Source organism: Bacterioplanoides sp. (assembly GCF_965219715.1).
Lineage (GTDB): Bacteria > Pseudomonadota > Gammaproteobacteria > Pseudomonadales > Oceanobacteraceae > Bacterioplanoides.
Map to the genome: position 1 here is coordinate 590,530 of NZ_OZ244785.1, position 24,868 is coordinate 615,397.

General features: G+C 47.6%; 21 protein-coding genes. 15 read left to right on the top strand and 6 right to left on the bottom strand.

The window, feature by feature from the left end:
* Window positions 1-92 precede the first annotated feature (92 nt).
* The 5 genes from ACOQOZ_RS03260 to dinG all read left to right on the top strand — a co-directional run bounded on the left by ACOQOZ_RS03260 (window position 93) and on the right by dinG (window position 9,063).
* Window positions 93-3,569, top strand: coding sequence for a hypothetical protein (locus tag ACOQOZ_RS03260; RefSeq protein WP_420590852.1), 3,477 nt, complete (start codon window positions 93-95; stop codon window positions 3,567-3,569).
* 263 nt (window positions 3,570-3,832) lie between these two features.
* Window positions 3,833-4,627: a hypothetical protein gene (locus ACOQOZ_RS03265; protein ID WP_420590853.1), complete on the top strand. Its 795-nt coding sequence runs from the start codon at window positions 3,833-3,835 to the stop codon at window positions 4,625-4,627.
* Between the two features lie 89 nt (window positions 4,628-4,716).
* A complete protein-coding gene (locus ACOQOZ_RS03270; RefSeq protein ID WP_420590854.1) occupies window positions 4,717-6,201 on the top strand; it encodes an AAA family ATPase in 1,485 nt (494 codons plus the stop codon).
* Window positions 6,201-6,968, top strand: coding sequence for a general secretion pathway protein GspB (locus tag ACOQOZ_RS03275; RefSeq protein ID WP_420590855.1), 768 nt, complete (start codon window positions 6,201-6,203; stop codon window positions 6,966-6,968). The genes ACOQOZ_RS03270 and ACOQOZ_RS03275 overlap by 1 nt, the downstream gene beginning before the upstream one ends.
* Window position 6,969: 1 nt before the next feature.
* A complete protein-coding gene (dinG, locus tag ACOQOZ_RS03280; protein WP_420590856.1) occupies window positions 6,970-9,063 on the top strand; it encodes an ATP-dependent DNA helicase DinG in 2,094 nt (697 codons plus the stop codon).
* 65 nt (window positions 9,064-9,128) lie between these two features.
* On the opposite strand, the gene ACOQOZ_RS03285 is transcribed toward dinG, so the two are convergent.
* From ACOQOZ_RS03285 to ACOQOZ_RS03295, 3 genes are all read right to left on the bottom strand, one after another.
* The gene (locus ACOQOZ_RS03285) at window positions 9,129-10,394 is read right to left on the bottom strand and encodes an alpha/beta fold hydrolase (protein WP_420590857.1); all 1,266 of its coding nucleotides are present in this window, start codon (window positions 10,392-10,394) and stop codon (window positions 9,129-9,131) included.
* 217 nt (window positions 10,395-10,611) lie between these two features.
* The gene (locus ACOQOZ_RS03290) at window positions 10,612-11,232 is read right to left on the bottom strand and encodes a hypothetical protein (RefSeq protein ID WP_420590858.1); all 621 of its coding nucleotides are present in this window, start codon (window positions 11,230-11,232) and stop codon (window positions 10,612-10,614) included.
* Between the two features lie 116 nt (window positions 11,233-11,348).
* Window positions 11,349-12,353, bottom strand: coding sequence for an agmatine deiminase family protein (locus ACOQOZ_RS03295; protein ID WP_420590859.1), 1,005 nt, complete (start codon window positions 12,351-12,353; stop codon window positions 11,349-11,351).
* A 174-nt stretch (window positions 12,354-12,527) separates the two neighbouring features.
* On the opposite strand from ACOQOZ_RS03295, the gene ACOQOZ_RS03300 reads away from it, so the two are divergent.
* Both ACOQOZ_RS03300 and ACOQOZ_RS03305 read left to right on the top strand, forming a co-directional pair.
* The gene (locus ACOQOZ_RS03300) at window positions 12,528-13,775 is read left to right on the top strand and encodes a lipoprotein-releasing ABC transporter permease subunit (protein WP_420590860.1); all 1,248 of its coding nucleotides are present in this window, start codon (window positions 12,528-12,530) and stop codon (window positions 13,773-13,775) included.
* The gene (locus ACOQOZ_RS03305; RefSeq protein WP_420590861.1) at window positions 13,768-14,460 is read left to right on the top strand and encodes an ABC transporter ATP-binding protein; all 693 of its coding nucleotides are present in this window, start codon (window positions 13,768-13,770) and stop codon (window positions 14,458-14,460) included. Before ACOQOZ_RS03300 ends, ACOQOZ_RS03305 begins: the two co-directional genes overlap by 8 nt.
* A gap of 91 nt (window positions 14,461-14,551) precedes the next feature.
* Here the strand turns inward: ACOQOZ_RS03305 and ACOQOZ_RS03310 are convergent, their stop codons facing one another.
* The gene (locus ACOQOZ_RS03310) at window positions 14,552-15,076 is read right to left on the bottom strand and encodes a DUF2062 domain-containing protein (protein WP_420590862.1); all 525 of its coding nucleotides are present in this window, start codon (window positions 15,074-15,076) and stop codon (window positions 14,552-14,554) included.
* Window positions 15,077-15,200: 124 nt separating this feature from the next.
* On the opposite strand from ACOQOZ_RS03310, the gene ACOQOZ_RS03315 reads away from it, so the two are divergent.
* The 8 genes from ACOQOZ_RS03315 (at window position 15,201) to murB (ending at window position 23,271) form a co-directional block, all read left to right on the top strand.
* Window positions 15,201-17,498, top strand: coding sequence for a DNA internalization-related competence protein ComEC/Rec2 (locus tag ACOQOZ_RS03315; protein WP_420590863.1), 2,298 nt, complete (start codon window positions 15,201-15,203; stop codon window positions 17,496-17,498).
* A 163-nt stretch (window positions 17,499-17,661) separates the two neighbouring features.
* Window positions 17,662-18,294: a MotA/TolQ/ExbB proton channel family protein gene (locus tag ACOQOZ_RS03320; protein ID WP_420590864.1), complete on the top strand. Its 633-nt coding sequence runs from the start codon at window positions 17,662-17,664 to the stop codon at window positions 18,292-18,294.
* Window positions 18,295-18,717: an ExbD/TolR family protein gene (locus ACOQOZ_RS03325; RefSeq protein WP_420590865.1), complete on the top strand. Its 423-nt coding sequence runs from the start codon at window positions 18,295-18,297 to the stop codon at window positions 18,715-18,717. It abuts the gene before it with no gap.
* Between the two features lie 5 nt (window positions 18,718-18,722).
* Window positions 18,723-20,498, top strand: a complete 1,776-nt coding sequence (gene msbA / locus ACOQOZ_RS03330; RefSeq protein WP_420590866.1) for a lipid A export permease/ATP-binding protein MsbA — start codon at window positions 18,723-18,725, stop codon at window positions 20,496-20,498.
* 3 nt (window positions 20,499-20,501) lie between these two features.
* Window positions 20,502-21,476 (top strand): tetraacyldisaccharide 4'-kinase, encoded by a 975-nt coding sequence (lpxK, locus tag ACOQOZ_RS03335; RefSeq protein ID WP_420590867.1) that lies wholly within the window; start codon window positions 20,502-20,504, stop codon window positions 21,474-21,476.
* Window positions 21,477-21,542: 66 nt separating this feature from the next.
* Window positions 21,543-21,755: a Trm112 family protein gene (locus tag ACOQOZ_RS03340; RefSeq protein WP_420590868.1), complete on the top strand. Its 213-nt coding sequence runs from the start codon at window positions 21,543-21,545 to the stop codon at window positions 21,753-21,755.
* 2 nt (window positions 21,756-21,757) lie between these two features.
* Complete coding sequence (locus tag ACOQOZ_RS03345; RefSeq protein WP_420590869.1) at window positions 21,758-22,231, top strand: low molecular weight protein-tyrosine-phosphatase; 474 nt, start codon at window positions 21,758-21,760, stop codon at window positions 22,229-22,231.
* A gap of 5 nt (window positions 22,232-22,236) precedes the next feature.
* Window positions 22,237-23,271 carry a UDP-N-acetylmuramate dehydrogenase gene (gene murB, locus ACOQOZ_RS03350; RefSeq protein WP_420590870.1) on the top strand — a complete coding sequence of 345 codons (1,035 nt, stop codon included), beginning with the start codon at window positions 22,237-22,239 and terminating at the stop codon, window positions 23,269-23,271.
* 83 nt (window positions 23,272-23,354) lie between these two features.
* On the opposite strand, the gene ACOQOZ_RS03355 is transcribed toward murB, so the two are convergent.
* The gene (locus ACOQOZ_RS03355) at window positions 23,355-24,080 is read right to left on the bottom strand and encodes a UDP-2,3-diacylglucosamine diphosphatase (RefSeq protein WP_420590871.1); all 726 of its coding nucleotides are present in this window, start codon (window positions 24,078-24,080) and stop codon (window positions 23,355-23,357) included.
* Between the two features lie 166 nt (window positions 24,081-24,246).
* On the bottom strand, window positions 24,247-24,738 hold the full coding sequence (locus ACOQOZ_RS03360; protein WP_420590872.1) for a peptidylprolyl isomerase: 492 nt from the start codon (window positions 24,736-24,738) through the stop codon (window positions 24,247-24,249).
* Between the last annotated feature and the right edge of the window lie 130 nt (window positions 24,739-24,868).

Here is a 24,868-nt window from a genome sequence, read left to right on the forward strand (position 1 = left end):
CGTGTAAAGTGGCGGTAAAACGGGACCGCAGGCGTAGGCAAATGCCTCGCAGTCCGTACAATCGGTTTAGGGAAATCTAAAGAAGAATAACTATGCATTACGCTCGCCTGATCTCATTATCAGCGGCTGCTGTCATCGCTCTTGTGGGCTGCAGTGGTAACTCGTCAACAAGCTTCCAGGAGTCTAAAGAAGAAAAAGTCACTGGTTTCGCTGGTGCTGCCAATATGGCTTCTACTTCGATTCAGGCGATCTCAATTTCTAATCAAGGTCAACCAGAGACAGCGATTAATAGACTAAACAAAGAAGTTTATGTAGGCGGGCGGACGACTTCCTCTCCTAATGGTTTTTACCAAGTTGTGATTGATGGGGAGAAGCTTGGTAGACCGACAGTTGTAATCGCTTCATCTCCTGAGGGTAAAGCAAGGTCTCGCTGTGAGCTTGTGAGTGGCTGCGGTGATGTACCGTATTTGGGGTTGATTGATTTGGGGCAAGAGTTCGAATATCGGGCATTGGTTACGGATATTCGTGCAGATATGACGATCAATGTTAACTGGTTGACTCATATCGCGAATGCCTTTGCCTACACCTCTTACATTGATGTAACGGATGACAATGAGAATAATCCGGAAAAAGCTCAGCCAGGTATCTACACACGCTACACAATTGATGTTGCTAATAAGCGAATGACTCAGATCTTTGGAATTGATGATATCGTTTCGACACGTCCTATCCCGCCCTCTGAAATAACTAAGCTGACTGAACTCTCTCTGTTGCAGCAACAACAAGGTATCACTTACGGTGCATTGCTAGCGGGGATTCAGGCTATTAAACCCGACGGTGTTAGTGTTAATGCTTTTCTCAATCAGATCATCCTCGCCTTTAATAATAACAAAGGGCAATTGCTTGTTCGTGGTGATGATGGAACCTCTGAAATTTCTGTTGATGATTTATGGCGTGGAGCACAACAAGCGCTGCAGGAGAATATTCAGCATTTTCGGGCCCGGGATTTAGTCGTCCCGTCAGTGGCTAATGCTGTTTTAGATGATATATCAACGGCTCGAACGACACTGCAGAATATTGATGCTGGTACATATACAAATTATCCGGTGCCAGTCCTGGGAACGACGGCTCAAGCAGAGTTGAATGCAGTGGGTGATGCCAAAACTTTTATTACTGATCTAAATAAACGCTTCATTAATTTTGATGGCTCTGATCCTAATACTTGCAGCGGAGGTGAGTCTGATTCAGCTGATTGTATGCCAAGTTTTGTCGACCTTGAGTATCGAAGTCATATCGAGACCTATTCGAAAGATATGCTTGCAGGACTAGAAAAAGCAGGGCCTGATTTGCTTGAGGCATTTAAAGTAATAAGGAATACCGTTGACTATTACGCATCCGTGCTAGCTGAGGATCCAGATGTAAATAACCCTTTGCATGCATCCGGACGTGTGCTTTTTGAGAATGTTGTGTTACCAGATAATGAGGGCGTCGAAGATGACACCAATATAGATGGTGTTGTATCAAAGAAGATGCGCCTGCAATCCGGTGGAGAGAATACCCCTTCAACTCTTACTTTAAGTTTTGCTGGTAGCAAAGATACACCTCGAAAGCCAAAAGAATCTCATTTTTTCTTATTTAAAATAAATCTCGAAGGTAAGTTGCAGGTTGGTGATACAACCTTCAGATTCGATGTTGGAAGCAATCCAGCCGGAGTCAACGTTAAATCACATATTGAGATGGAGTACGAAAGTGAGGCGAAAACGCCTCTGCCTTTTGCCGATGAAGAACCATTAACATATAAGCTCCTTTGGCCGAAGGTGTGGGTGTATGTAAATGGGGTGGACAGAAATTATGACACGACACAGTATTTTGAAGTTGAACTTGTAGGCAATACAGATCCGGTTCTTAAGAGTAGTGAAATGCGCTACAACCTAAAAAGAGCCGGTTACAAATTGTTGTCTGAGGAGTCCAAGGTTGGTGATAATGATAAAAGTAAGAAGGATCGTTCAGAGGGTGTGCTGACCTTAAGTACATCTGCTTGGAGTGCTTATTATCCTGAGAATAAGTGGCCGGACTTTTCGGATTTCTTAACTTTTCGCCCTGGATTTGATGTAACAACGGTAGAGCAGAGGGTATTTAGTTACTTCGTTGGTTCCGAGGATATCAGTGGAGACGGGGTGGTTCAGTATCTTGACTTGGCATTCTATAACAGTGATGGAGCTCTGACTTCAGGAAAACGCTATCGACTGTTTCCAGATGATGAGAGTGTTGGTTTGTTTTATCTGCAAACTTGCGAGCTCGACGTCACTAACCGAAATGCACCGGTCGTCAGTGGATGTGGCGAAAGAGTTAGACGTTACGAAAAGCTATTGAATGGCGTGAGTGGTGTTAGTGCAGAGCAGGTTGCTAAAAAACTTATTTCAGGAATTTATAATATTTCAGGGCGAGGTTACTATAGCCCTAAATTTAAACTGTTGACATCTGGTGCGGTAGCTCTGCTGGAAAAAGGTCAATGGGTTGATTTACCTGGGCTCGTTGTTAGGGTTGCTGAAAATCAATTTGAATACGCTGTTGGTAGTGAAGATGTTATCGACAATGGTAACCAAAAAGCAGCAAACTTCGTTGATGTAATGCTTAAGGCGGATGATGGCACTACACCGGTAGCTCGCCGATATAGGCAAATATCAATAGATGGCCGTTCGGATCGCTTTAATTTACAGCGATGTTCTCTGGTTGTTTCTTCTAATGATATTCGTAGAGTGCCATTAGATAAAGATAATAGGGAGCAGTGTGACGATAAGACGGAGGTTGTAGGTTCACCAGAGCTTTCTTCGCTTGCAAGTGCAATACAAACGCTTAGCTTTACTATTCCCTCCAGGGGAATTTATAGGCTAATGCTTGTTGAGAATCCTACTGTTGAAAAAGATGAAAAAACAGGTGCTTATTCTGAGCGTATGGTGCCGTTGTTGTCTGATCAAAATGGGGCTGTGAAAGTTGGCGCATCACTAGTGGCGCCGGTCAGTCTTGGTATCGACATTATGACCCTTAGGTTAGCTGCTGAGCTTTACAGTAGGAAATCAGATGATCAGCAAGAACCGATAGGTTCATTAATTGCTGATGTGAAGCTTAAGCTGTTGGCTGAAGATGTTTTTGATATTGCAATTACCTTTGGATATAAATATGACGGTATTGTTGGTATTTTGCCAACTGGTGTTAATGCACAAAGTTTCTATGTTGCCTATCAGGCAGGGTTCAATACAGGTAACGAAGTGCGGCCTGAAGAATTAGGCAGCCTGGCTATTTTTCGTGGCGGGGTTACTCTCGCAGGCAAGGATTCCGCAGAAGGTATTGGTTTATTCGCGACCAGTGAAGCCAATTACGATCTAACAGAAGCAGATTCTGGTGTTAAGGCCTGTGGCGTTGTGAATCGAAAAATGAACGTTGTTGATTGCGATGCAGTTGCTTACATCGGTGTTAAAGGAACTCTGCTAGGTGTCGTTCGTGAAGAGCGCAAAGGTGTTTATGTTGCGCGTTTCATCAATGGTGACTTTGTAATTCTCGGCAAATGATGAGTAAGCCTGGAAAAACAGTAGCCTTGTTCGCAGCTGCGACAGCCTTAGCGTTTGGCGTTCAATCTGTAATGGCCGCAGGTTCTGTATTTGTTGAAACGGATCTTGTTGCCAGCTCAGGGCCGGTTTCGGTTGAAGATATGGTGTCTGGCTGGGATGGTTCATTTCAGCCAGGGGAGCACGCTTACGCAAATCTGAATATTGCTTACGGTTTCTCCGTTGATGGTTGGCGTTTCAGTCGAGATCAGCGTTGGTATTATTACTTGTCGTTTTCAAAACAAACGTCACGTTTTTTCAATTCTTTGGAAAAAGGTGGCGGTGTTGCGGCAGGCGATGTCGACCTGGATGCGAAATCTTTTCAGGCGAATGGCTTCTCTTTCAGTAAGTCAGTTGAAATTAGTGAGGGCTGGATTGTTGAGCCCAGGATTTCAGTTTATGACATTAATCGCTATCAATTTGGCAGCTTAAAAGGTTTTGCTGAAGGTGGTAGTGGGGAGTCGGACCTTAAGGCTTCCGCTCTTCTGGATTATTACTTTGATGAAGATAAAATTCTTGAGTATGAGGATGATTATAAAAACGGCCAGGGACTGAGCTTATCATTATCAGGGCAAGCAATTCTTAACCCGTCGTTCCGGCTTGATTATCAACTATCGGATATCTGGAATCGCTTAGAATTTGATGCCGCCACGTTTACCAGGGGGTGTATTGAATTTAATTCACCTGCTAATCCAATCTGTAATGCGCAGGGTAGTGCCAGTGGGCGCTCCGGGCTGGATGAATATTCAACTTCGATACCGATGACTGTGCAGGCGCGTCTGTTTTATTCGCCTTTGAGTGTTGAGGCAGCAGTCTATTCTCATGAGAAATATCGCCGTTTGGGGTTGGCGAAGGGCTGGGATACTGCCATAGGGCAGCTTTATGTTCAGGCATACTCGACACGACAGCTTGGGTTTCGTTGGCAGTCAGACTGGCATCGACTGACGCTTGCCTCGGATCACTCGAAAGCTTCAAAAACCCGCGATGTCGATGTTAATTTATCCTTCTACTGGCGCTGGTGATTCGTTTTTGGGGCATGTTTGTTCATCTGGCCTGCTTCCGGTATTAAATTCCGGTATCATGCCCGTTAACCCGGCACAGCAAGCACTCCATGTATCTTGAACACTTCGGCCTGACACGCTTTCCATTCAGTATTGCGCCTGATCCAGATTTTTTATATCCCACCCAGGCTCACCAGGAAGCCCTTGCTCATCTGCATTACGCATTTACCGGGTCTGGTGGCCTGGTGTGCCTGACTGGTGAGGTGGGTACCGGAAAAACGACGGTGTGTCGCGCCTTTATGGGCCAGCTACCGGAGAATACCCGGCTCGCTTATATCTTTAACCCGCAATTGTCGCCCATTGAGCTGCTGCAATCGATCTGCGAAGAATTGGAAGTGGACTACCCATCTGATGCAAGTCTGAAGGTTTTGTATCGCACGCTGAACGAAGCTTTGCTGGATATGTATGCTCGTGGTGAAAAGGTCATCTGTCTGATTGATGAAGCTCAGACAATGCCAGCACCTCTGCTGGAGCAGGTTCGGTTGTTGACGAATCTGGAAACCAGTAAAGAGAAGCTGCTTACCTTGATTCTGGTTGGGCAACCTGAATTGAATGAGCTGTTAGCCCGTTATGAATTGCGGCAGTTGAGTCAGCGAATTACTGCCCGGTTCCACCTCAAGCACTTAAACAAAGATGAATGCTTTCAATATCTGTCGCATCGGCTTGCGCACAGCGGTGCTGAAAACAATGCGTTGTTTGGGGCGTCCTTGTCACGGCTGATATGGCAGGCAACGAAAGGGGTTCCCAGGTTGATTAACACGGTTGCCGACCGAGTGTTGCTTGGGACATACGCGCAGGGTAAGTCGTCACCTGATAAAAAAATAGTTGTTAACGCTATTGCTGAGCTAAGACCGGTTGCAGTGAAGCGGTCTGTCGCTCCGTTGTTGAAATGGCTCGGCTTGATGTCAGTGGGTGTGGCTCTGTTGCTGAGTTTGTTTATTTTTCAGTACCTTCAAACAAAGCCATTAGTGGTTGAGGAATCAGTGCAGGCGAAGCCGACTCCGGTTGCATTGCTTGCGAAGATCCATGGTATTGAAGCAGAGGGCTGTGCTCAGCTGGAAACATCGTCCCTGAGCTGTTTGTGGGCTGATTGGCCACTCAGGGATATTCAGTCCATTGGTCTGCCTGCAATGATTTATGTTCGTGATGCTCTGTCAGGAGAGGAGCGCTGGATCAATGTAAATGCATCACGTCAGGATAATTATGATTATCTCGGCCGTGGTTTGATTCTCTGGGCTCCGCCAGAGGGATATAAAAACGTTGTTAAGCCAGGTCAAAGCTCCGAAGTTGTAGCCTGGGTTCGTGAAAGGCTGATGGGCGATGAGCAAGCAGGTTGGAAGGTTATTTCGCCTGCGGGGAAAGACTCTCCGGCTAATATCGCAAACTTTTATGATCCGCTGTTGGCGCGTCTTGTCGCTGAATTTCAAAGTAATCATAGTCTGAAACCGGATCAGATAATTGGCCCTAAAACATTGATAGCGCTGCAAAAAGTGCATACACCGGTAGCCGAAAATACAACGGAGAGTGTGCAGTAATGTCGTATATTCTCGACGCATTAAAAAAATCGGAACAGCAGCGCCAGCAAAATAATAATCACAGTCCAGCAGCCACCAGTTGGCTTAATGATGGTTCGGAAAAACAAACATCCTCATTAATTCCCGGTCTGCTGATTGGCGTTGTTATGAGTGTGGTCGTTACTGCAATCATCGCCTACTGGTACTTTCCGCAAAGTAATGAGTTTGACGAGTCTTTTGAAAAGGCCCATGAAGTCGTTGATATAAAAGATGAACGTCAGGTGCCAGTGATCCAAACCAAAAGTATTGATGTTGCGCCGGTTGCTCAAACACTGGATACGGGTCGACTTCATTCTGATAAGCCACCCGTGGAAGCCAGTAATGGCTCTGGTGCTTCTGTTAGTGAATCGCAATCCGCATTAAAAAGTCAGCGTGAAATGCAAGCGCAGTTGGGCTCAAGTGAGCAGAGTGAGGGAATCACTCTTGAAAACAAGGTTGCGGAAAGCCAGTTTTCGGAAATAGTTGAGCAGCGAGTTCAGCGAAGCAAAAGACAATTACCGCCGTTAAATGTACTTAAGAAAGTTCCCGACTTGATTATAACCGGTCACATATACAGCTCAGTGGCAGATAAGCGTAGCGTAAGTATGAATGGTCATGACTGGCAAGAAGGGGATTTTATTGCCCCTGGCCTGACGCTGAGCGAGATAACGCCAAGCGGAATTGTCGTTGAAATAGAAGGCTGGAGCCTCCCGGTGAAACGAAATCGCGGTTGGCAGGCGATCGACTAATATGTTGCAGAAAGAAACCAAAGAACGTATTCAGGGCTTGTATCGTGAATTGATAAAAGCTCTGGACTTAAAACCGCGATATGGTCAGCGTGTTATGATTGCTGAGGTCGCTAAGACGCTCGGTGCAGTTCACGAGGATGACAAAGGCCAGCGTGATAATGACCAGGGGATCTGCGTTGTTGAAGCGGGAACCGGTACCGGTAAGACACTCGCTTATTTGTTGGCAGCCCTGCCAATAGCAATCGAAAAAGAAAAAAAACTGCTGGTATCAACCGCAACGGTTGCTCTGCAGGAGCAAATTCTCGATAAGGATCTTCCCAATCTAAAGAAGAACATTTCGTTGCCTTTTAATTTCGCCTTGGCGAAAGGGCGAGGTCGTTACCTCTGTCTCCTCAAGTTGGATAAGTCGCTGCAGCAGCTATCCGGTTTGCTGTCGACAACGGTAGATTTGTTTGAGCAGTCTCCCGAAGAGCAAGATAAAGAGTTGTACGAAGCAATGCTGCTGGCGTATGGCAAAGGTGACTGGGATGGTGATCGTGATCGCTGGCCGGATGAAATTGAAAACAGTCAATGGAATCACCTGACGGCAACACACCGTGAATGTTCCAATCGTCGCTGTCAGCATTTTGATAACTGTTCTTTCTTTAAAGCACGTAAGGCCATGGAAGATGCAGATATCATCGTAGCTAATCATGACCTTGTTCTATCTGATTTATCCCTCGGTGGGGGGGCAGTTTTACCCGCGCCGGAAAAAACGATTTATGTGCTCGATGAAGGTCATCACCTGGCGGATAAAGCGCTTAATCACTTTCGTTTGGAAATAGGTGTTCGGGCTCAGAGGAAGTGGCTTACGCAACTTGAAAAAGGCTTAGAGCAGTTCGTAGCCGCGGGTGGTATTCCTCATTCAATGTTGCATTCCCTTGGAGAAGCGCCTTCTCAGATTCGCGAAATCATTCAGACCATGAGCCTGGTGTGGCCGTTGGTCATGGAGTTGTTGGGTGAGCAGGAACGCTTAAGGTTTGAATTTGGCCAGATGCCGGAAAATTTGCGGCAACTGATGGCAAATATTAAAGAGCCTTTGCAGCCGTTGCTGCTATGCCTTGAAAAACTAACGGATGCGTTGCAGAAGTCGCTTGATCCTAAGGGTGATGGCGATTTTGCCCGGGATGTTGCGGAAAGCTGGCAGGCACCAATGGGCATAATGTACGCCCGAGCTGAGCAGTTATCTGAAGCAGTTTCCTGGTTAGCAGCAGAAGATAAAGAGGGAGAGCTGCCGGTGGCTCGCTGGCTATCGCGCACGCCTTATGGTGATGATTGGGATATTCGTATCTCTGCATCTCCGATTTCTGTGGCAGGCCAGTTAAGGAAAAATCTTTGGTGGCGCTGTTATGGAGCTGTGTTGACGTCGGCAACACTGACTGCATTAAATAGCTTTAATAACCTGACGTTTGAAACCGGGTTGCCGGATTGGGCGAATTATCAGCGTGTTGTTTCGCCTTTCAATTATCCGGAATTGGGGCAGCTTGAAACGGTGAATTTGGCGTCTGATCCAAAGAGTGATCAGTTCCAGTCGGATGTTGAGCAGTGGCTAAAGGATAATATTGACCTGAGCAAGGGTTCGTTAATTCTATTCAGCTCCCGTGCGCAGTTGGAAGCGACTCGTGACTACTTTATATCTGACTGGTACGACAATCTATTGTGTCAGGGCTTTCTTCCTAAGGCTGAGATCGTCAGAAGGCATAAAGAACGAATTGATAATGGTGATGGCAATGTGATTTTTGGTCTTGCCAGTTTCGCCGAAGGTATCGACTTGCCAGGCGATTATGTTACTCATGTGGTTATTGTGAAAATACCCTTCGGAGTTCCTGATGACCCAATTCTCGCAGCAACCAGTGAGTGGCTTGAAAGCAGGGGGCGTAATCCGTTTATGGACCTCACCTTGCCGGCAGCTTCTGTAAGGCTTGTGCAGGCCTGCGGGCGGTTGATTCGAAAAGAAGACGATCACGGCCGTGTGAGTATGCTCGACAAAAGGCTGATATCACATCGTTATGGTCAGTTGTTGTTGGATGCTCTGCCGCCGCTTAAGCGAATCTGAGTTGGTGCTGAAACAAAAAAAGCCCTGCGTCTGAAAGAGGCAGGGCTTTTTTTTGTTTACAGGGCTCAGGCCAGCTGGCCTTCCTCCCGTTGTGGTTCGTTGTCGCGAACCATAAGCAAATGATCTTTCAGATAGGTTAACAGGGCATCTGCTGCTTTGAGTTCACGCTGAATAACCAAGCAGCGGAGTACGCGCTTGTCTCGCTCCATAATACGAACATGATAGTCATTGCCCGTCTCTGGTAGTGATAAGAACAAGTCGCGACTTGATTCATTCAGGGATAAATCAGCATTAACCAGCTCCAGTTCGCAACCAGCAAAATTGATATTCTGGATGCGTACTGTGTGTTCTTTGCCTGTTTGGCCGTCACGTAATGTATAAGGTTGCTCAAGCGGACGCTGGCGACTTTGCAAGCGTTGGTCGGCAGGATCGTATGCCAGAGGGTTGTAGACAGTTACGCCATCGACGTCGCCAATAGGTTTGCCGCACATGTAATTGTGGAACAGGGTGCTGGCCGCTTCTTTTCGTTCAAACTGGGCCAGATGATCGGCGTTATGAATGATGGCGAACGTTGCAGCGGCGCACTGGCGCGCAACGGCAGCGTTTTCTGATGGCAAAGTGAAATTGTCGAATTCTCCGGTGGCGATCAAAGTCGGGCATTTAGGAAATTTTTCGAAACCCGGGAAGCGCAGCAGGCGTTCAGTGTTTTGCGCATAGCGCGCTTGTTCATTCTCGTTCAGGCGAGCGATCTGGCGGTACATCACTTTGCGGTAAGTCGGACTGACTTCGGTTTCTTCCAGGCGGTTGTGATTGATTAGATTACAGACCGCTGTGGTTGCAAATGCCTGCATTTCGCCTTGTGCCATCATTTCCAAGCTGTCTTCCAGCAGGGTGATCAGGCTTTCCCGGCGGAAACAGGTAATGCCCGATAATAACAGTCGATCAATTCGCTCCGGGTGGCTGGCTGCAAACAAGGTTGCCATGGCCGAACCATAACTGATGCCGAGTAAAATAACTTTATCGATGTTATTGAGGTCGAGAAAGTCTGCAATCAGATTTCCGTAGTCTTCCAAGTCTAACTCGGGTGCGAGTTGATCATTGCTGCCCTGAGACGGGAAGTCTGCGAGGATTACCGGGTGTGTGGTGTAAACCAGCTCAACTTCGCTGCGGAAGGAGCTGAAGCTCTGGAAGGCGCCACCTAAAAATACTACAGGTGTCTTGTGGCTGTTTTCAGGAAGACTGAATGCCTGATACTCGACCTTATAGCTATCCAGCATCTGAATCTTCGGAGATGCGCGTAACTCTGAGGCGGAAAAGCTTGAGAACTGCATAACACGTAGGCTCTCTGTGTAGTGGTGGTTTATTGTTATTGTGAAACTCACCTTACTGCATTTATAGACAAATAGCCACAGTTGTATGTTTTCTTTACGGTCTCTTGTCACGGTCTTAGAGCCTTGAAAAACCAGTGTTTTTCATCGGTCTTAATGAAAGAGTGGATAAAACAGGCCAAATTAATGGCCTGAATTGATGTGGGAGAGGAGTGGTTTGTTACTGGGGGGCGTTGATCGTGAAATTAATGCGATCAGGAGTAATGTCGATCTGGTATTCGCCACCCGGAGTCACGTAGTTCTTCGGCGTATAGTTGCCGGTATTGGGGATTGAAAGCACAAACTGGCTTGGTGATGTGCTGACATCGGTACCCAGTGGCGGAATCACACCATCAGGAATCTGACTGGGGAAGCGAAGATTGTCGTAATCGATCGCCTCACCAGGCTGCAAATTCAGCGCGGCGCGCAGGGCGTTGTCACGGACTTCCTTGTTTTCATCCGCTTGTGGTGCGCGGAAGCTGTAAGCCACCTGATTGAGTAGCTCCATGGTGTGATGCTCACCAAGATATTGTTGCTCCGGCAGCGGTGAATACTCATTGTTCTGCGTAGTGGATGCGGTCGCTTCACCTTCGGAAAAGTCCTGCTCAAGAGGGGAAACCCGAATGACAGCATTAGCTTCGTTGCTTTGCTCGTCAGTCGGCTTTTGCTTGCGAACGATAACCGTTGTATCGCGGATGTAGGCTTCGGTCATTTCTTCGGGAGGGATTTCTCTGATTTCAGCCACTGTAAATGTACTGGCGAAAAGGCTGAAAGCAATCAGGCTCATTGTAAAATTTTTCATAGTGCTTCCTGAGTGACGTCATAGCTCAATGCTAGTGAACGATTGTCAAACCACAAGGCACTTTACGCCATGTTTGCGCAGGCCTGTGGTGTCGCCAGTGGCCGTTAAGCACTGCGTTATTGACTGTTCCCATGTATCTGCATTGTCAGACAATGCAGCGAGCCAAATTGTTCAATAACCGGGCGGCAATTGATCGGATAAATTTTGTGGGTCGGAAAAGCCTGCATCAACCGCTCCACGGCTGACAGGTCTTCGTCCACACCATAAACAGGCAACAGCACTGCGCCGTTGATAATCAGGAAGTTTGCATAGGTTGCTGGCAGACGATTACCTTCTTCATCATACTGAGCAGTTGGCAGAGGAAGCGGTATCAGCTTGTAAGGTTGCCCGTTTTTCTGACGAAAACCCTGGAGTTCCAGTTCCATCGCATGAAGCGACTCGTAGTGCTCGTCACTCTGTTTTGCCTGGCAGTAAGCAATGGTGTCGGCAGAACAAAAGCGGGCGAGGGTGTCGATGTGTGCGTCTGTATCGTCCCCTTCAAGATGACCTTGTTCAAGCCATAGAATTCGCTCAAATCCAAGATCCGTTTTAAGTTGCCGCTCAACTTGCAGCTTGCTCATGTGAGGGTTGCGATTCGGATTCAACAGACATTGTGTCGTTGTTAATAAGGTTCCCTGGCCATCAGACTCCAGGCTACCGCCCTCAAGAACCCAGCTTGCTCCTCGAAGTGGAATATCTCCAAACGCCTTTTTCAGGTGCAGTGTCTGAGTAATGCGATCATCACGTTGATGGTCGTACTTGTTGCCCCAGCCATTAAAGCGGAAATCAACCAGCTCAGGTTTGTCATCATTGAAACAACTGATCGGACCGTGGTCTCGGGCCCAGGTGTCGTTTGTATCAATACGGTATGGTCTGATATTGCTATGGTTCTGATACAGGTGCTGCAGGCGGTGGTAATCAGCATCGGTACCACAGGCAATTATGACTGGCTGATGTGTTGCGATGGTGGTGGCGATGGCATGAAACACCGGCTCCACTCTGTGCAGGTTACTGCCCCAGTCGCTTTGTTTTTGTGGCCAGGTCAGTTGAACGGCAGATTGGTGTTCCCATTCTGCAGGCATGCGCTTATTCAATATCGGAGCTCGTCTCGGAGGATTAACGCCAAGATTCTAGGCCGCTTTTGCTTTTGCGAGTAGCGCTTTATGCAAATTTTTGTCTGAAACCCGGTTCTACTATCGCATCTGCATCCGATGTCGTGCAAACTTGCGGCCTTTGTCAGTTACAGAATTCTTATAATGAAGGTCCTGAAGTCATTGCCCTTATGGATAGGGCTGCGATACCTCGCCGCTAAACGACGTAATCACTTTATCTCTTTTATCTCTGCATCCTCCATGGTTGGAATGACCCTGGGGGTTGCGGTGCTGATTCTCGTGTTGTCAGTAATGAACGGATTTGACCGGGAATTGCGTGAGCGGATTCTCGGTATGGTGCCACATGGGGTGTTATACGAACGCGGTGGTGTTAAAGACTGGAAAGCACTTGCGGAAGAAGTTGAAGCGCATCCGGGAGTGACGGCGACGGCACCACTCACACGCCTGCAAGGCATGCTTGGATATGGCGGTCGTGTTCAGGGGGTGATGATTACAGGGATTGATCCAGAAGCCGAAAGCCGGGTATCTATTTTGCCCAACCATATTACCGATGGTGAGCTGGAAGCGTTAAAGCCAAAAAGTTACGGCGTGTTGTTAGGCGACTTGCTGGCCAAAAGGCTGAATGTTGTGGTTGGCGACAAAATCACACTGATGCTGCCAGAAGCAACCTTGTCTCCGGCCGGTGTGCTGCCACGAATTAAGCGTCTTAATGTGGTTGGTATATTTTCGGTTGGTGCTGAACTGGATGCCAATCTGGCGGTGATTCATTTGCGTGATGCGGGCAAATTGGCGCGACTGAAGGCAGATGCTCAGGCCTTGCGGGTGAAGTTCGACAACCTGTTCGATGCACCAAGAGGAATTTGGAGTTTGGCCAGTAAGTTAAATGGCTATTATTCCGGCAGTGACTGGACCCGCACCCATGGCAATCTGTTCCAGGCAATTAAGCTGGAAAAAACCATGATTGGCTTGTTGCTGCTGATTATCGTTGCTGTGGCAGCATTTAACATCATTTCAACACTGGTAATGGTGGTCACCGATAAACAATCCGATATTGCTATTCTGCGTACGATGGGTGCTAAGCCCCGAACCATTATGGCTATCTTTATGGTGCAGGGTATATCGATTGGATTGGTAGGTGTCGTACTTGGGACTGTATTGGGAGTTGCTGGCGCCTTGTCTATTTCTGAAATCATCGCCTGGATAGAGCAGGTATTTGGCTTCCAAATCCTCAGCGCCGATGTGTATTTTATCTCCTATCTGCCATCTCAACTCTTATGGTCGGATGTTGCGGTTGTAACGTCGGCTTCGCTGATGCTAAGTTTCCTGGCCACTTTGTACCCATCTTACCGTGCTTCCCGTGTTCAACCAGCAGAGGCTTTGCGCTATGAATGATCAATCTCTGGTGCTGGATGCCAGCAATCTCAAAAAAACCTATACCTCTGGACCTCAGGCGGTAACCGTTTGGCAAGATGTTGCACTCCAGGTTTCAGCCGGAGAGAGTGTTGCCATTGTTGGTGCTTCTGGTTCAGGTAAAACCACGTTGCTGAATGCTCTGGGTGGGCTGGATTCTCTGGATGACGGTGAGGTTAAGATTAGCGGCCAGTCTCTGAATCAGATGTCTGAGAAGGCTAAAACTGAATTACGCAACCAACAGATTGGTTTCGTTTATCAATTTCATCATTTGTTGCCTGAATTCTCCGCGCTTGAGAATGTGATGATGCCGCAGTTATTAGGCGGTGTTGCTCGTGGTGAAGCTAAAAAACGAGCGGCAGAGTGCCTCGCGCAAATGGGCCTGGAGCACCGCATGGATCATAAGCCTGCTGAATTGTCGGGCGGTGAGCGACAGCGTACCGCGATTGCGCGAGCGTTGGTGAATAAACCACGGTTAGTGCTGATGGATGAGCCGACTGGCAATCTCGATCAGCAAACAGCAGAGCAGGTGGAGAATGCGATGGTGCAGCTAACCGATTCGTCTGATACTGCATTTATCATGGTCACCCACGATGCCAGCCTTGCACGCCGTATGAATCGACAATATCGATTGTTGGATCAGACGCTGAGCTTGTTAGACGAGTAGGCGTTGCCAACAAACGACAGACACAAAAAAAGGGCCTTAACTGGCCCTTTTTTTTGTTTGCTGAATTTACTGATCAGCACGTCATCGTCCGTCAGTTAAGTTTCTGGCGATTAATTTTGCGTTTCTTCCAGTTGCTCATAACGTGCATGCGCCATGCAATATGAATCCCGAAATATCCGAGTAAGCCAAAAATCAGGCCTGCAGTGATTGAGCCGGCAAACAGCGGCTTCCAGATGGCGTTCAGTTCCGTCATCACCCAGTCGACGGATAGCTCAATATTGAATTCTGTGGCGGGAGTGTCGAGCATCCAGGTGCCAAATACATAAGTTGCATAAAACAGCGGTGGCATGGTGATTGGGTTGCTGATCCATACCAGACCAACGGAAATCGGCACGTTTGCATTGACGTAAAAAGCGATGAAAGCCGATATCACCATCTGAAATGGCAGAGGGAGAAAAGCGGCAAATAAGCCGACTAAAAAGGCACGAGCGACTGATCGACGATTCAGGTGCCACAGGTTAGGCTTACTGAATAGCGGACTCAGGAAGGCCAGGGATGGATTCGCCTGTACTTGTTCCGGAGTAGGAAATACCTTTTTCAGTAACTTTTTGGGCATACAGAAAGATGACTCGCAAACCAGAGATTAAACGTCACTGTGAATGGTCACAGGGCGCGCGGATTATGCCGACTTCGTAACCGAAATACCAGAGAGCAGATCACGGATGAAGCTGTCTATAACTATGCTGGCCTGGCTGGTCAGTCTTTCTGTTGTTGTATCAACTTTGCTGACGCCACTTCAGCTGGTGATTTATGCCGTGCTGGTGGTAACCATAGCTTATCTGACACGCAAGAGATCCGTGTTCTTGTCCTCAAAAACTCAATCTCCATGGTCATTTTGGATTTCGCTTCTGCTGCTTATTCTCCTTTCGGTTGGTTATGGTCATTACTGGTTGACCGAGTCGTTGTCGAGCCGGCTTGCGTTGCAACAGGACAGGTCGCAGGTTGAACTTGATTTAATTCCTGAGCAGCTGGAACGGCAAATCACAGGCCTTCGAATAACGGCTCGACTGATTAAAGCGCCTGCACATGTTTCAAATATCCAGCGAGTGAAGCTGAGTTGGTATTCAAATAAACGTGAGGAGATTGAGCCTGCTTTCCTTGTTGGATGTCCGGTAAGAGTGGAAGTGGTGCTGCGGGCTCCAAGACGTTTCGCTAATCCGCTGTTGTTTGATTACGAAGCTTATAACCTGCTGAGTGATATTGATGCGATTGGTTACATTCGTGAGGTGATCCATCCTGCGGAGCCATTAGCCCGTCAGTGCGAGGGTTATTCCAGTGCTGAAACTCGGACAAGGTTGATTAATGAGCGATTGAGTCGCTTGGCTGCGGATGCATCCCCCTGGGTAGCTGGATTGGTGTTTGCGGAGAAAAACGCATTCTCCTCCGAGAAGTGGCAGTTGGCACAAGCAACAGGAACCTTGCATTTGTTAGTTGTGAGTGGACTGCATCTCGGGATTATTAGTGTTTTTGCACTGGGAGTCGCTGCTTTGGTGATAAGGCTGTTGGTAATGCTGGCTTCAGTCAATGCACTGGCCGGCCGATGGGTAACCTTGTTAGTCATCGTGTCGCTTACCGGAATGTATGCCTGGTTGGCTGGTTTTGGCATTTCCTTGTTCCGATCCTGGTTGATGTTAGTGCTTTTTTGGTTTTTGTGGATGTCGTTACGGCGCTTTGACTGGATGGCCGTTTTATCTCTGGTGATGATGGCAGCATTATTAGTGAATCCGCTGATATTCACTCAGCTAGGCTTTCAGCTTTCGTTTATCGCTGTTGCTGCTTTATTAACCTTCTTTAATGGCCAGAGAGGTTCACGTTTAGGCTCTCTGTTCATGCCACAATTACTCGTATTTCTCGCCTTAATGCCACTTATGTTGAGCTGGGCTATGCCGGTTAGCTTTGGGCAGGTTGTTATGAATGTGGTCGCGATTCCTTACGTTGGATTGGTTTTATTGCCACTGTCGTTATTTAACGCCGTGTTCGACGTCGGCTTGTTTCAGCAGGTGCTGATTATTGCGGGTAACGGCTACTGGTTCTTGCTTGAGCAGTATCATGGCTGGAGCTTATTGAATGTCGGTCTTGCGGCGGAGTCGGGTTTTCAGTTGCTGGTGGTTGCTGTCCTGCTCATGCTGTGGATGAAGGCGTTAACTTTCCCTATCAATCTTTTACTGCCTGTTTTTCTGGTTATTGCTCTGGTGATCGGATCTTCGGCTCCGGCTCAATTACGTATGCTCGACGTTGGCCAGGGTTTGAGTGTGGTTATTAATGACGGCGATAAAGCGCTGGTTGTGGATGCAGGGGCTCGTTACCGGGGTGGCTTTGACTTGGGTGAGAAGGTGGTTGCTCCATACCTGAGAGGGAGTGGGGCTAAACGATTGCAGCTTGTTGTCACCCATTCTGATAATGATCATGCGGGAGGAATCCCCGCTTTAGTGAGTCAGTTTGATATTGATGCGATTTATGAAGGGCAGGCCGGGCAGGAGAGTGCCCTGGTTGATAAACATCAGTCTCTGACCTGTCGGGGGGATAACTTCTGGCGAGTGATGTCTCCTAAAGTGCGCTACCGCTTCTTTAAATATGAACTTCCCGAGGCGAATGATAACAATCAGTCGTGTGTGGTAATGGTTAGCTTTGCCGGCATCAGGATACTGATTCCTGGTGATATCGAGGTGGCAGCAGAAAAAGCGCTGGTCGACTTGTATGGCAGTGAGCTGCGGGCGGATATATTGGTTGCTCCTCACCATGGTAGTCGTACCAGTTCTTCTGCGGTCTTGCTGGATGCGGTCGCTCCCGATCAGGTTTGGATCTCTTCGGGCTTTAACAACCGCTTCAGACATCCGCATTCCGATGTTGTTGAGCGCTATCACAAAGCTGGAATCCCGGTTGTTAATACGGCCGATCATGGTTCGGTTGTGCTGGATGAAAATGGCGTTGTTAGCTTTACTCGCCAGGGTTGGCAGCGCCCATGGTTATATCCATAAGCCAAAAAGGTCGCTAATACTGCTGTAATTCTTGTTTTGAGATCATCTTATTTGTCGTTGCCCTTGATTTTGTTGGAGTTTTTGCGGATTCTTGCTCGTCGTTAAGATTCATTGATCGCTGTGTTAGAGTAGCGCTCAAACCGTTTGGCAGGAGTAGCCCAATATGCTGGAAATCATCCAGAGTGGTGGTTGGATGATGGTGCCTATCATCATTTCTTCCATTTTAGCCTTAGCAATTACCGTAGAGCGGTTCTGGACATTACGCGCCGAACAGATTGCGCCGAAAGACTTGCTGGCGAAAGTCTGGGGTTGGATGAAAAACAACCAGCTGGACGGCTCCCGCATCAAAGAATTGCGCGCTTCTTCTCCTTTGGGTCGTGTTCTTGCGGCCGGTCTGATGAACTCCCGCCATGGCCGTACCATCATGAAGGAGAGCATCGAAGAAGTTGCTTCTCACGAAATTCATGAAATGGAACGTTACCTCAGTGCGTTGGGTACAATCGCTGCGGTTGCTCCTCTGATGGGTCTGCTGGGTACCGTCATCGGTATGATCAAAGTATTCTCTGAAATTGTTATCGCCGGAACCGGTCAGGCTAATTTATTGGCTGGTGGTATTTCTGAAGCACTGATCACCACAGCGGCCGGTATGGTTGTTGCGATTCCGGCTTTAATTGCTCACCGTATGCTGCAACGCCGAGTCGATGAAGTGGTTGTCTTTATGGAGCAGGAAGCCATCAAGTTGGTTGATGTGTTGCACGGTGAACGTGAAGTTGCCGATAACGACGAGGCTGCTTAAGTGAATTTTAAACGTCAGAATCGCGAAGAAGTGGCGGTTAACCTGACGCCGCTGATTGATATTGTGTTTCTGCTGCTGATTTTCTTTATGGTCTCGACCACCTTCACCAAGGAAAATCACCTCAGCATTGATTTGCCTGAAGCCACGGCAGAAGCCGCCAATGCCCCCATTCAGGCGCTGGAAATTTTAATTTCTGCTTCCGGAGAGTACAGCGTTAACGATCAGTCCCTCGTTAATGCGCAGCTACAAACACTCAAGCGTGCTTTACAAAAAATGCTGGGTGGACGTGAAACCGCTCCGGTCGTCATTACCGCTGATGCTAAAACGCCACACGAAGCTGTCGTTAAAGCAATGGATGCCGCAGGCCAGCTAGGGTTAGTCAATCTCAGTATTACCACACGCCAGCCAGCCAAGTCTGAATAAGCCGAATGTCAGAAAACAATTTAAACCCCCAAGCTCAAAACCCTTACAGCACCGGGCGCCTTTACAGGCGCCTTATTTCGTATGTATGGCCGCATAAACTGGCTTTTGCCATCAGTATTTTAGGCTTTGCTATATTTGCAACGGCTGCGCCAGTGATGGCTTATCTGATGGGTGTGGTGGAAGAAACGCTGCAGGACCCTCAGGAAGAAAAAATCATCATGCTGGTGGCTATGCTGGTCGGTGCATTTTTCTATCGTGGCATTGCTACCTTTATGGGTAAATATTTTACCGCTGTTGTTGGTCGTGGTGTTGTTCATGCGTTACGCACCGAGTTATTTAATAAAATGACCCGATTACCAACCAGTTATTACGACACAGAATCCCGGGGGCGGTTAATTTCTCGGGTAACCTTTGATGTTGAGCAGGTTACGGGCGCTTCAACCAAGGCGTTAACCGTTGTTGTACAGGAAGGCCTCACGGTTATTTTCCTGATGGCATACCTGATTTATCTCGATTACACCTTAACTTTTATTTTCTTCGGTATTATTCCTGCGATCGGCTTGATGGTTGCTTTGGCCAGTCGTTTCTTCCGTAAGTACAGTCGCCGTATTCAGAAATCAGTTGGTGAAGTGACGCAGATCACCAATGAAACCATTAATGGATTTCGGGAAGTACGCACCTTTGGTGGTCGCGAATATGAAGAGGGACGCTTTTTAACTGCCAGTGAATACAACCGCAAGCAAGCGCTTAAATTTGAATTAACCAACGCCATTAATATTCCAATTAACCAGATTATTGTCGCGGTTGGTTTGGGCTTTATGATTTATATGATGTTTGGTCGTGTCGCAGCAGGCAGCATGAACAGTGCCGAGTTTCTGCAGTTTATTACCGCTGCATCGTTAATTGCCAAACCAATCCGGGCATTAACCGATATCAACTCTATTGTTCAGAAAGGCGTCGCCGCTGCCGAGTCGATTTTCACAGTGATCGATGCGCCAGAAGAGTTGGATGGTGGTGAAATACATCGTGAAAAAGTAAACGGTGATGTTCACTTCCGACGGGTAGGCTTTCGTTACCAGGGCGCTGATAAACCCGCGTTGCAAAACATTAATCTGGATGTAACTGCCGGAACATCAGTCGCTTTTGTTGGTAAATCCGGTAGTGGTAAGTCAACGCTGATAAACCTGATTCCACGTTTTTATGACGTGACCGACGGCGAAGTGTTGATTGATAACGATAATATCGAACAGTTCACGCTGGATAATCTGCGCAGTCACATTGCTATCGTTAGTCAGAATGTCACCTTATTTAACGGCACCATTAAAGAAAATATCGCTTATGGCGCGTTGCGTGATAAAACTGACGAAGAAATTTTTGCCGCAGCTAAAGCAGCACACGCGGATGAATTTATTCAGAAACTGGACAACGGCTACGATACTGAAGTGGGTGAAAGCGGCGTGTTGTTATCTGGCGGTCAGCGCCAGCGTATCGCAATTGCTCGCGCATTGTTAAAAGATGCACCGATTCTGATACTTGATGAAGCGACGTCCGCACTCGACACCCAATCCGAACGCCATATCCAGGCGGCGATGGAAGAGGTGATGAAAGGCCGGACAACCTTTGTAATTGCCCACAGGTTGAGCACGATCGAAAGTGTCGACCGGATCGTTGTAATCGACAAAGGTGAGATTAAAGAAGACGGAAGTCATGAGCAGCTATTGGCTCAGCAAGGAATTTATGCCCAATTGCATCAACTGCAATTTGCCGAAGGGGCGGAGTAACAGATGTTACAACGCCTGACAGCAGCGATAGAAGCTAACTGGTATCGACCGTCTCCCGGGTTAAACTGGCTGTTGTTACCATTGTGGCTGATCGCTGCGCCACTGATTATTCGCAAAAGAAAGCAGGCACAGCAACAGCCAGCAGCAACGTTGAACACTCCGGTTGCTGTTATCGGTAACATTACGGTGGGTGGAACAGGTAAAACACCACTGATTACTTACTTGGTCGATCGGGTGCGAAAACTTGGTTATGAGCCAGGAATTATCAGCCGGGGCTATGGCGGTAATAGTAAGACGTTTCCTTTGATGGTTACCCAGGCGGTGCCCGCTCAGCAGTGTGGAGATGAACCAAAGTTATTACAGCAACGACTTAATTGCCCTGTAGTGGTTGATCCGGTACGCAAGCGTGCAGCTGAGTTGCTCGACAATCAAGTCGATATTATTTTCAGTGACGATGGCTTGCAGCATTATGCCCTGGGGCGAGACGCTGAAATCCTGGTAGTGGATGGTCAGCGTCAGTTTGGCAATGGCTGGCTACTGCCTGTTGGCCCTTTGCGAGAGCCTTTGTCCAGAGCAGAGCAGGTTGATGTGCGGTTGGATAATGGTTCAGATTTTACCGTTGTCGCCAGTAATTTGATTAATGCCCACAACGGAGAATGCAGGAGCCTGGAGTTGCTGAGTGGCCAGAAGGTTCACGCCGTTGCAGGAATCGGTAATCCATCACGCTTTTTTGATACGCTACAGCAGCTGGGCGCTGAAGTGATCAGGCATGAGTATGCTGATCATTACCAGTTTAAGCCTCAGGATCTGCAGTTTGGCGATGATTATCCTGTGATAATGACGGAAAAAGATTGGGTGAAATGCAGCGGTTTTACTGATCTCAATATGTGGTATCTGGCCGTTGATGCTCAGTTGGAAGACGGTGCTGCAAAAAAGATTGATCAGTTATTGTTATCGCTTTTAAAAGCAGGCAACTAAGTTTATACGATCGAAGTTCATGCCGGTCGTTAGATATTTCAAAATTAAGACTTGAGAGAAACAAAAATGGATAAGCAATTATTAGCGATGCTGGTATGCCCGGTATGTCAGGGTAAGTTAAAGCTGGATAGCGAAGCACAAGAATTGCTATGTACCTTTGATGGATTGGCTTTTCCGATTCAGGATGGCGTACCAGTAATGCTGGATAACGAAGCGCGTAAAATGAGCGAAGAAGAAAAGCTGGAGAAAGCCCAGGCTGGTAGCGAAGGCGCTGAATAATTATGAAGCGTGTGTTGTTTGTATGTCTGGGAAATATTTGTCGTTCGCCAACTGCTCACGGTGTGTTTCAGCAAATGGTTGATAATGCTGGCTTGAGTGACAAAATATTTGTCGACTCCGCCGGTACGGCAGCCTGGCATATCGGTAAATCACCTGACTCTCGTTCCACAGCACACGCCAAATTGCGCGGATATGACTTATCTCCACTTCGCGCCCGTCAGGCAGTCTCGGCTGATTTTGATCAGTTCGACTATGTTTTGGCCATGGATAAAGAAAACCTTTCAAATCTTCAGGATATTTGCCCTAACGGTGCGAAGTCTGCGCCTCAGTTGTTTCTGTATGAATTCAGCCAGAAATTTAACGAGCTTGAGGTGCCGGATCCGTATTATGGTGGCGAAGCCGGTTTTGAGCATGTGCTCGACCTGGTAGAAGATGCCTGTGAAGGCTTATTGGCTGATATTAAAAAGCAGCTGTAATTTGTATGACCAGTACCTCGTCCTCTGCCGCAGCACTCGTTGAATTTAATAAAAGCTTAAAGGCATTCAATACCTTGAGTTTGCCTGGGAATGCTGCTGAATTTGCCCAGTTTTCTTCTGTTTCAGAACTCCTGTCTTTACTTTCCTATGCTCGCCAAAGAGAGCTGACTGTCAAAGTGCTTGGTGGCGGCAGTAACGTCTTAATGCCCGAGCAAGTTGACGGTTTGGTGGTGCAATCATCGATGCAATCGATAGAGATTTTGCGTGAGGATGAAAACTCAGTTTCACTCAAGGTTGATGCCGGTAAACACTGGCATTCCTGGGTGGTTGAGTCTCAACGGTACGGTCATGGCATTGAAAATCTGGCGTTAATTCCCGGTACGGTTGGTGCGTCACCGATACAAAATATCGGTGCTTATGGTGTCGAAGTTGCCGATGTGCTGGAGAGTGTGCAGGGGATTTGTCTGAGTTCAATGCAGCTGATGACCTTATCGAATTCTGACTGCCGCTTCGGCTATCGCGATTCAATCTTTAAGCGCGAGCTGAAAAACGATTTTATTGTTACATCAGTAACCTTTCGCTTAACGAAATCATTTAACCCGAATGTTAGCTATGGTCCTTTGGCTAGCTGGGCTTTTCAGAATTCAGGATTTTCTTCCCAGGATCTGATCGATCAGGTGTGTGTCATTCGCTCTTTAAAATTACCAGACCCGGCTGAAATTCCTAATGCCGGTTCTTTCTTTAAAAACCCAGTGGTTTCTGCTGCAGATGCCGAAAAATTAAATTCTCAATATCCGGATCTACCGGGTTATCCGCAAGCCGATGGCAGCGTTAAGTTGGCTGCAGGCTGGTTGATTGAGCAGGCGGGCTGGAAAGGCAAATCGCTTGGTAATGCATCAATGCATTCGTTGCAGGCCTTGGTGTTAACGACCAATGGCTCTGCGGAATTATCCGATGTGTTTGCAATCAGGGATGCCGTTGCGAGTGACGTAAAAGAAAAATTTAGAGTTGAGCTGGAGCCTGAGCCGCAGGTCTTTTGATCTTTCATCAGTCGATGCCTGTAGAAAAATAAAAAAGCGACCACTTGGGTCGCTTTTTTATTTTTAGGACGCTGCGGAGTTAACTAAAGAACAAACTCTTTTAGCTTGATGCCGCTATCTTCATCCCAACGAATTTCCCAGCCATTTTCATCTGACCAATCCCCTAAGACATAGCGCGTTTTGCCACTGTCTAAATTATGAACTGCTGGGCGATGTGTATGGCCGTGAATCATGATATTGACGCCATGCTCGGATAGTTCGCGCTCAACTTCAGACGGTGTAACGTCCATAATTTCCGCCGACTTCATTTGTTGATCGCTCTGGCTTTCGGATCGAACCTGACGAGCAAATGCGATGCGTTCTTCAATGGACTTTGATAAGAAGTCTTTCTGCCAAGCTTCGCTGCGAAACACCTGGCGGATTTTCATATATTCGATGTCTTCCGTGCACAGGCTATCGCCGTGCATTAATAATACTTTTTCGTCGCCGAGTTGAATGACAGATGGGTCCTGAAGCAGGGTGCAGCCAGCGTCGCGACAAAAATCATTACCCAATAGAAAATCACGGTTGCCGTGCATCAGAAAAATATCAGTGCCTGTATCACTGAGTGCTTTTAGTGCGGCTTTTACCTGATCAACAAACGGATTAATAAAGTCATCACCCATCCAGACTTCAAAGAAGTCACCGAGAATATAAAGCTGGCTAGCGTCACCTTTTACGGCGAGATTTTGCAGGTACTTGGCAAACCCTTGAGCAAGAGCAGGACGACCGGGCTCCAGGTGAATATCAGAGATAAAGTAGATGGCCATTTTGACTGTTGTTCCGTATCGATGAGGTGTTTGGGCTTACAGGAGTTTTTGCCTATGGTGTGTTTTTCAGAGGCCGGTAACAAGACGTTACCGCCGGATCTCTTTGCAGGGATGTCGCCTTGATCCGGCGATTGAAAAACACACCATAGGTGAAAGCGACCAGACCTTAAACGATCTCTGCTTTCTCGATGATTACATCTTCAACCGGTACGTCCTGGTGGCCCATGGCCATAGTGGTGCGAACCGCTTTGATACGATTAACCACGTCCATACCTTCAACCACTTCACCGAATACACAGTAGCCCCAGCCTTCCGGGTTTTTGCCGGTGTGGTTCAGGAACGCGTTGTCAGCTACGTTGATGAAGAACTGAGCAGAAGCAGAGTGTGGGTCCATGGTGCGGGCCATCGCTAAGGTGCCGGTTTTGTTTTCAAGACCGTTGTCAGCTTCGTTTTCGATTGGAGAGTTGGTGCTCTTCTGAGTCATGCCAGGCTCAAAACCGCCACCCTGGATCATGAAGTTATCGATAACACGGTGGAAGATAACGCCATCGTAGTGGCCTTCTTTCACGTAGTTTTCGAAGTTTTCAGCGGTTTTTGGCGCCTTCTCGTGGTTCAGTTCGATTTTAATGTCGCCAAAGTTGGTTTTCAGCAGGATCATATTGAGCCTCAGATAGTGAATTCGTGTATCCCAAACGGGAAGTGAAGGCGTATAATAGCGCCTTTTTTCCGGCCTTACAGCCAAGATGAAAGGCCGATATTGAGTTTCGGGTGATGCTTTTCAAGCCTCA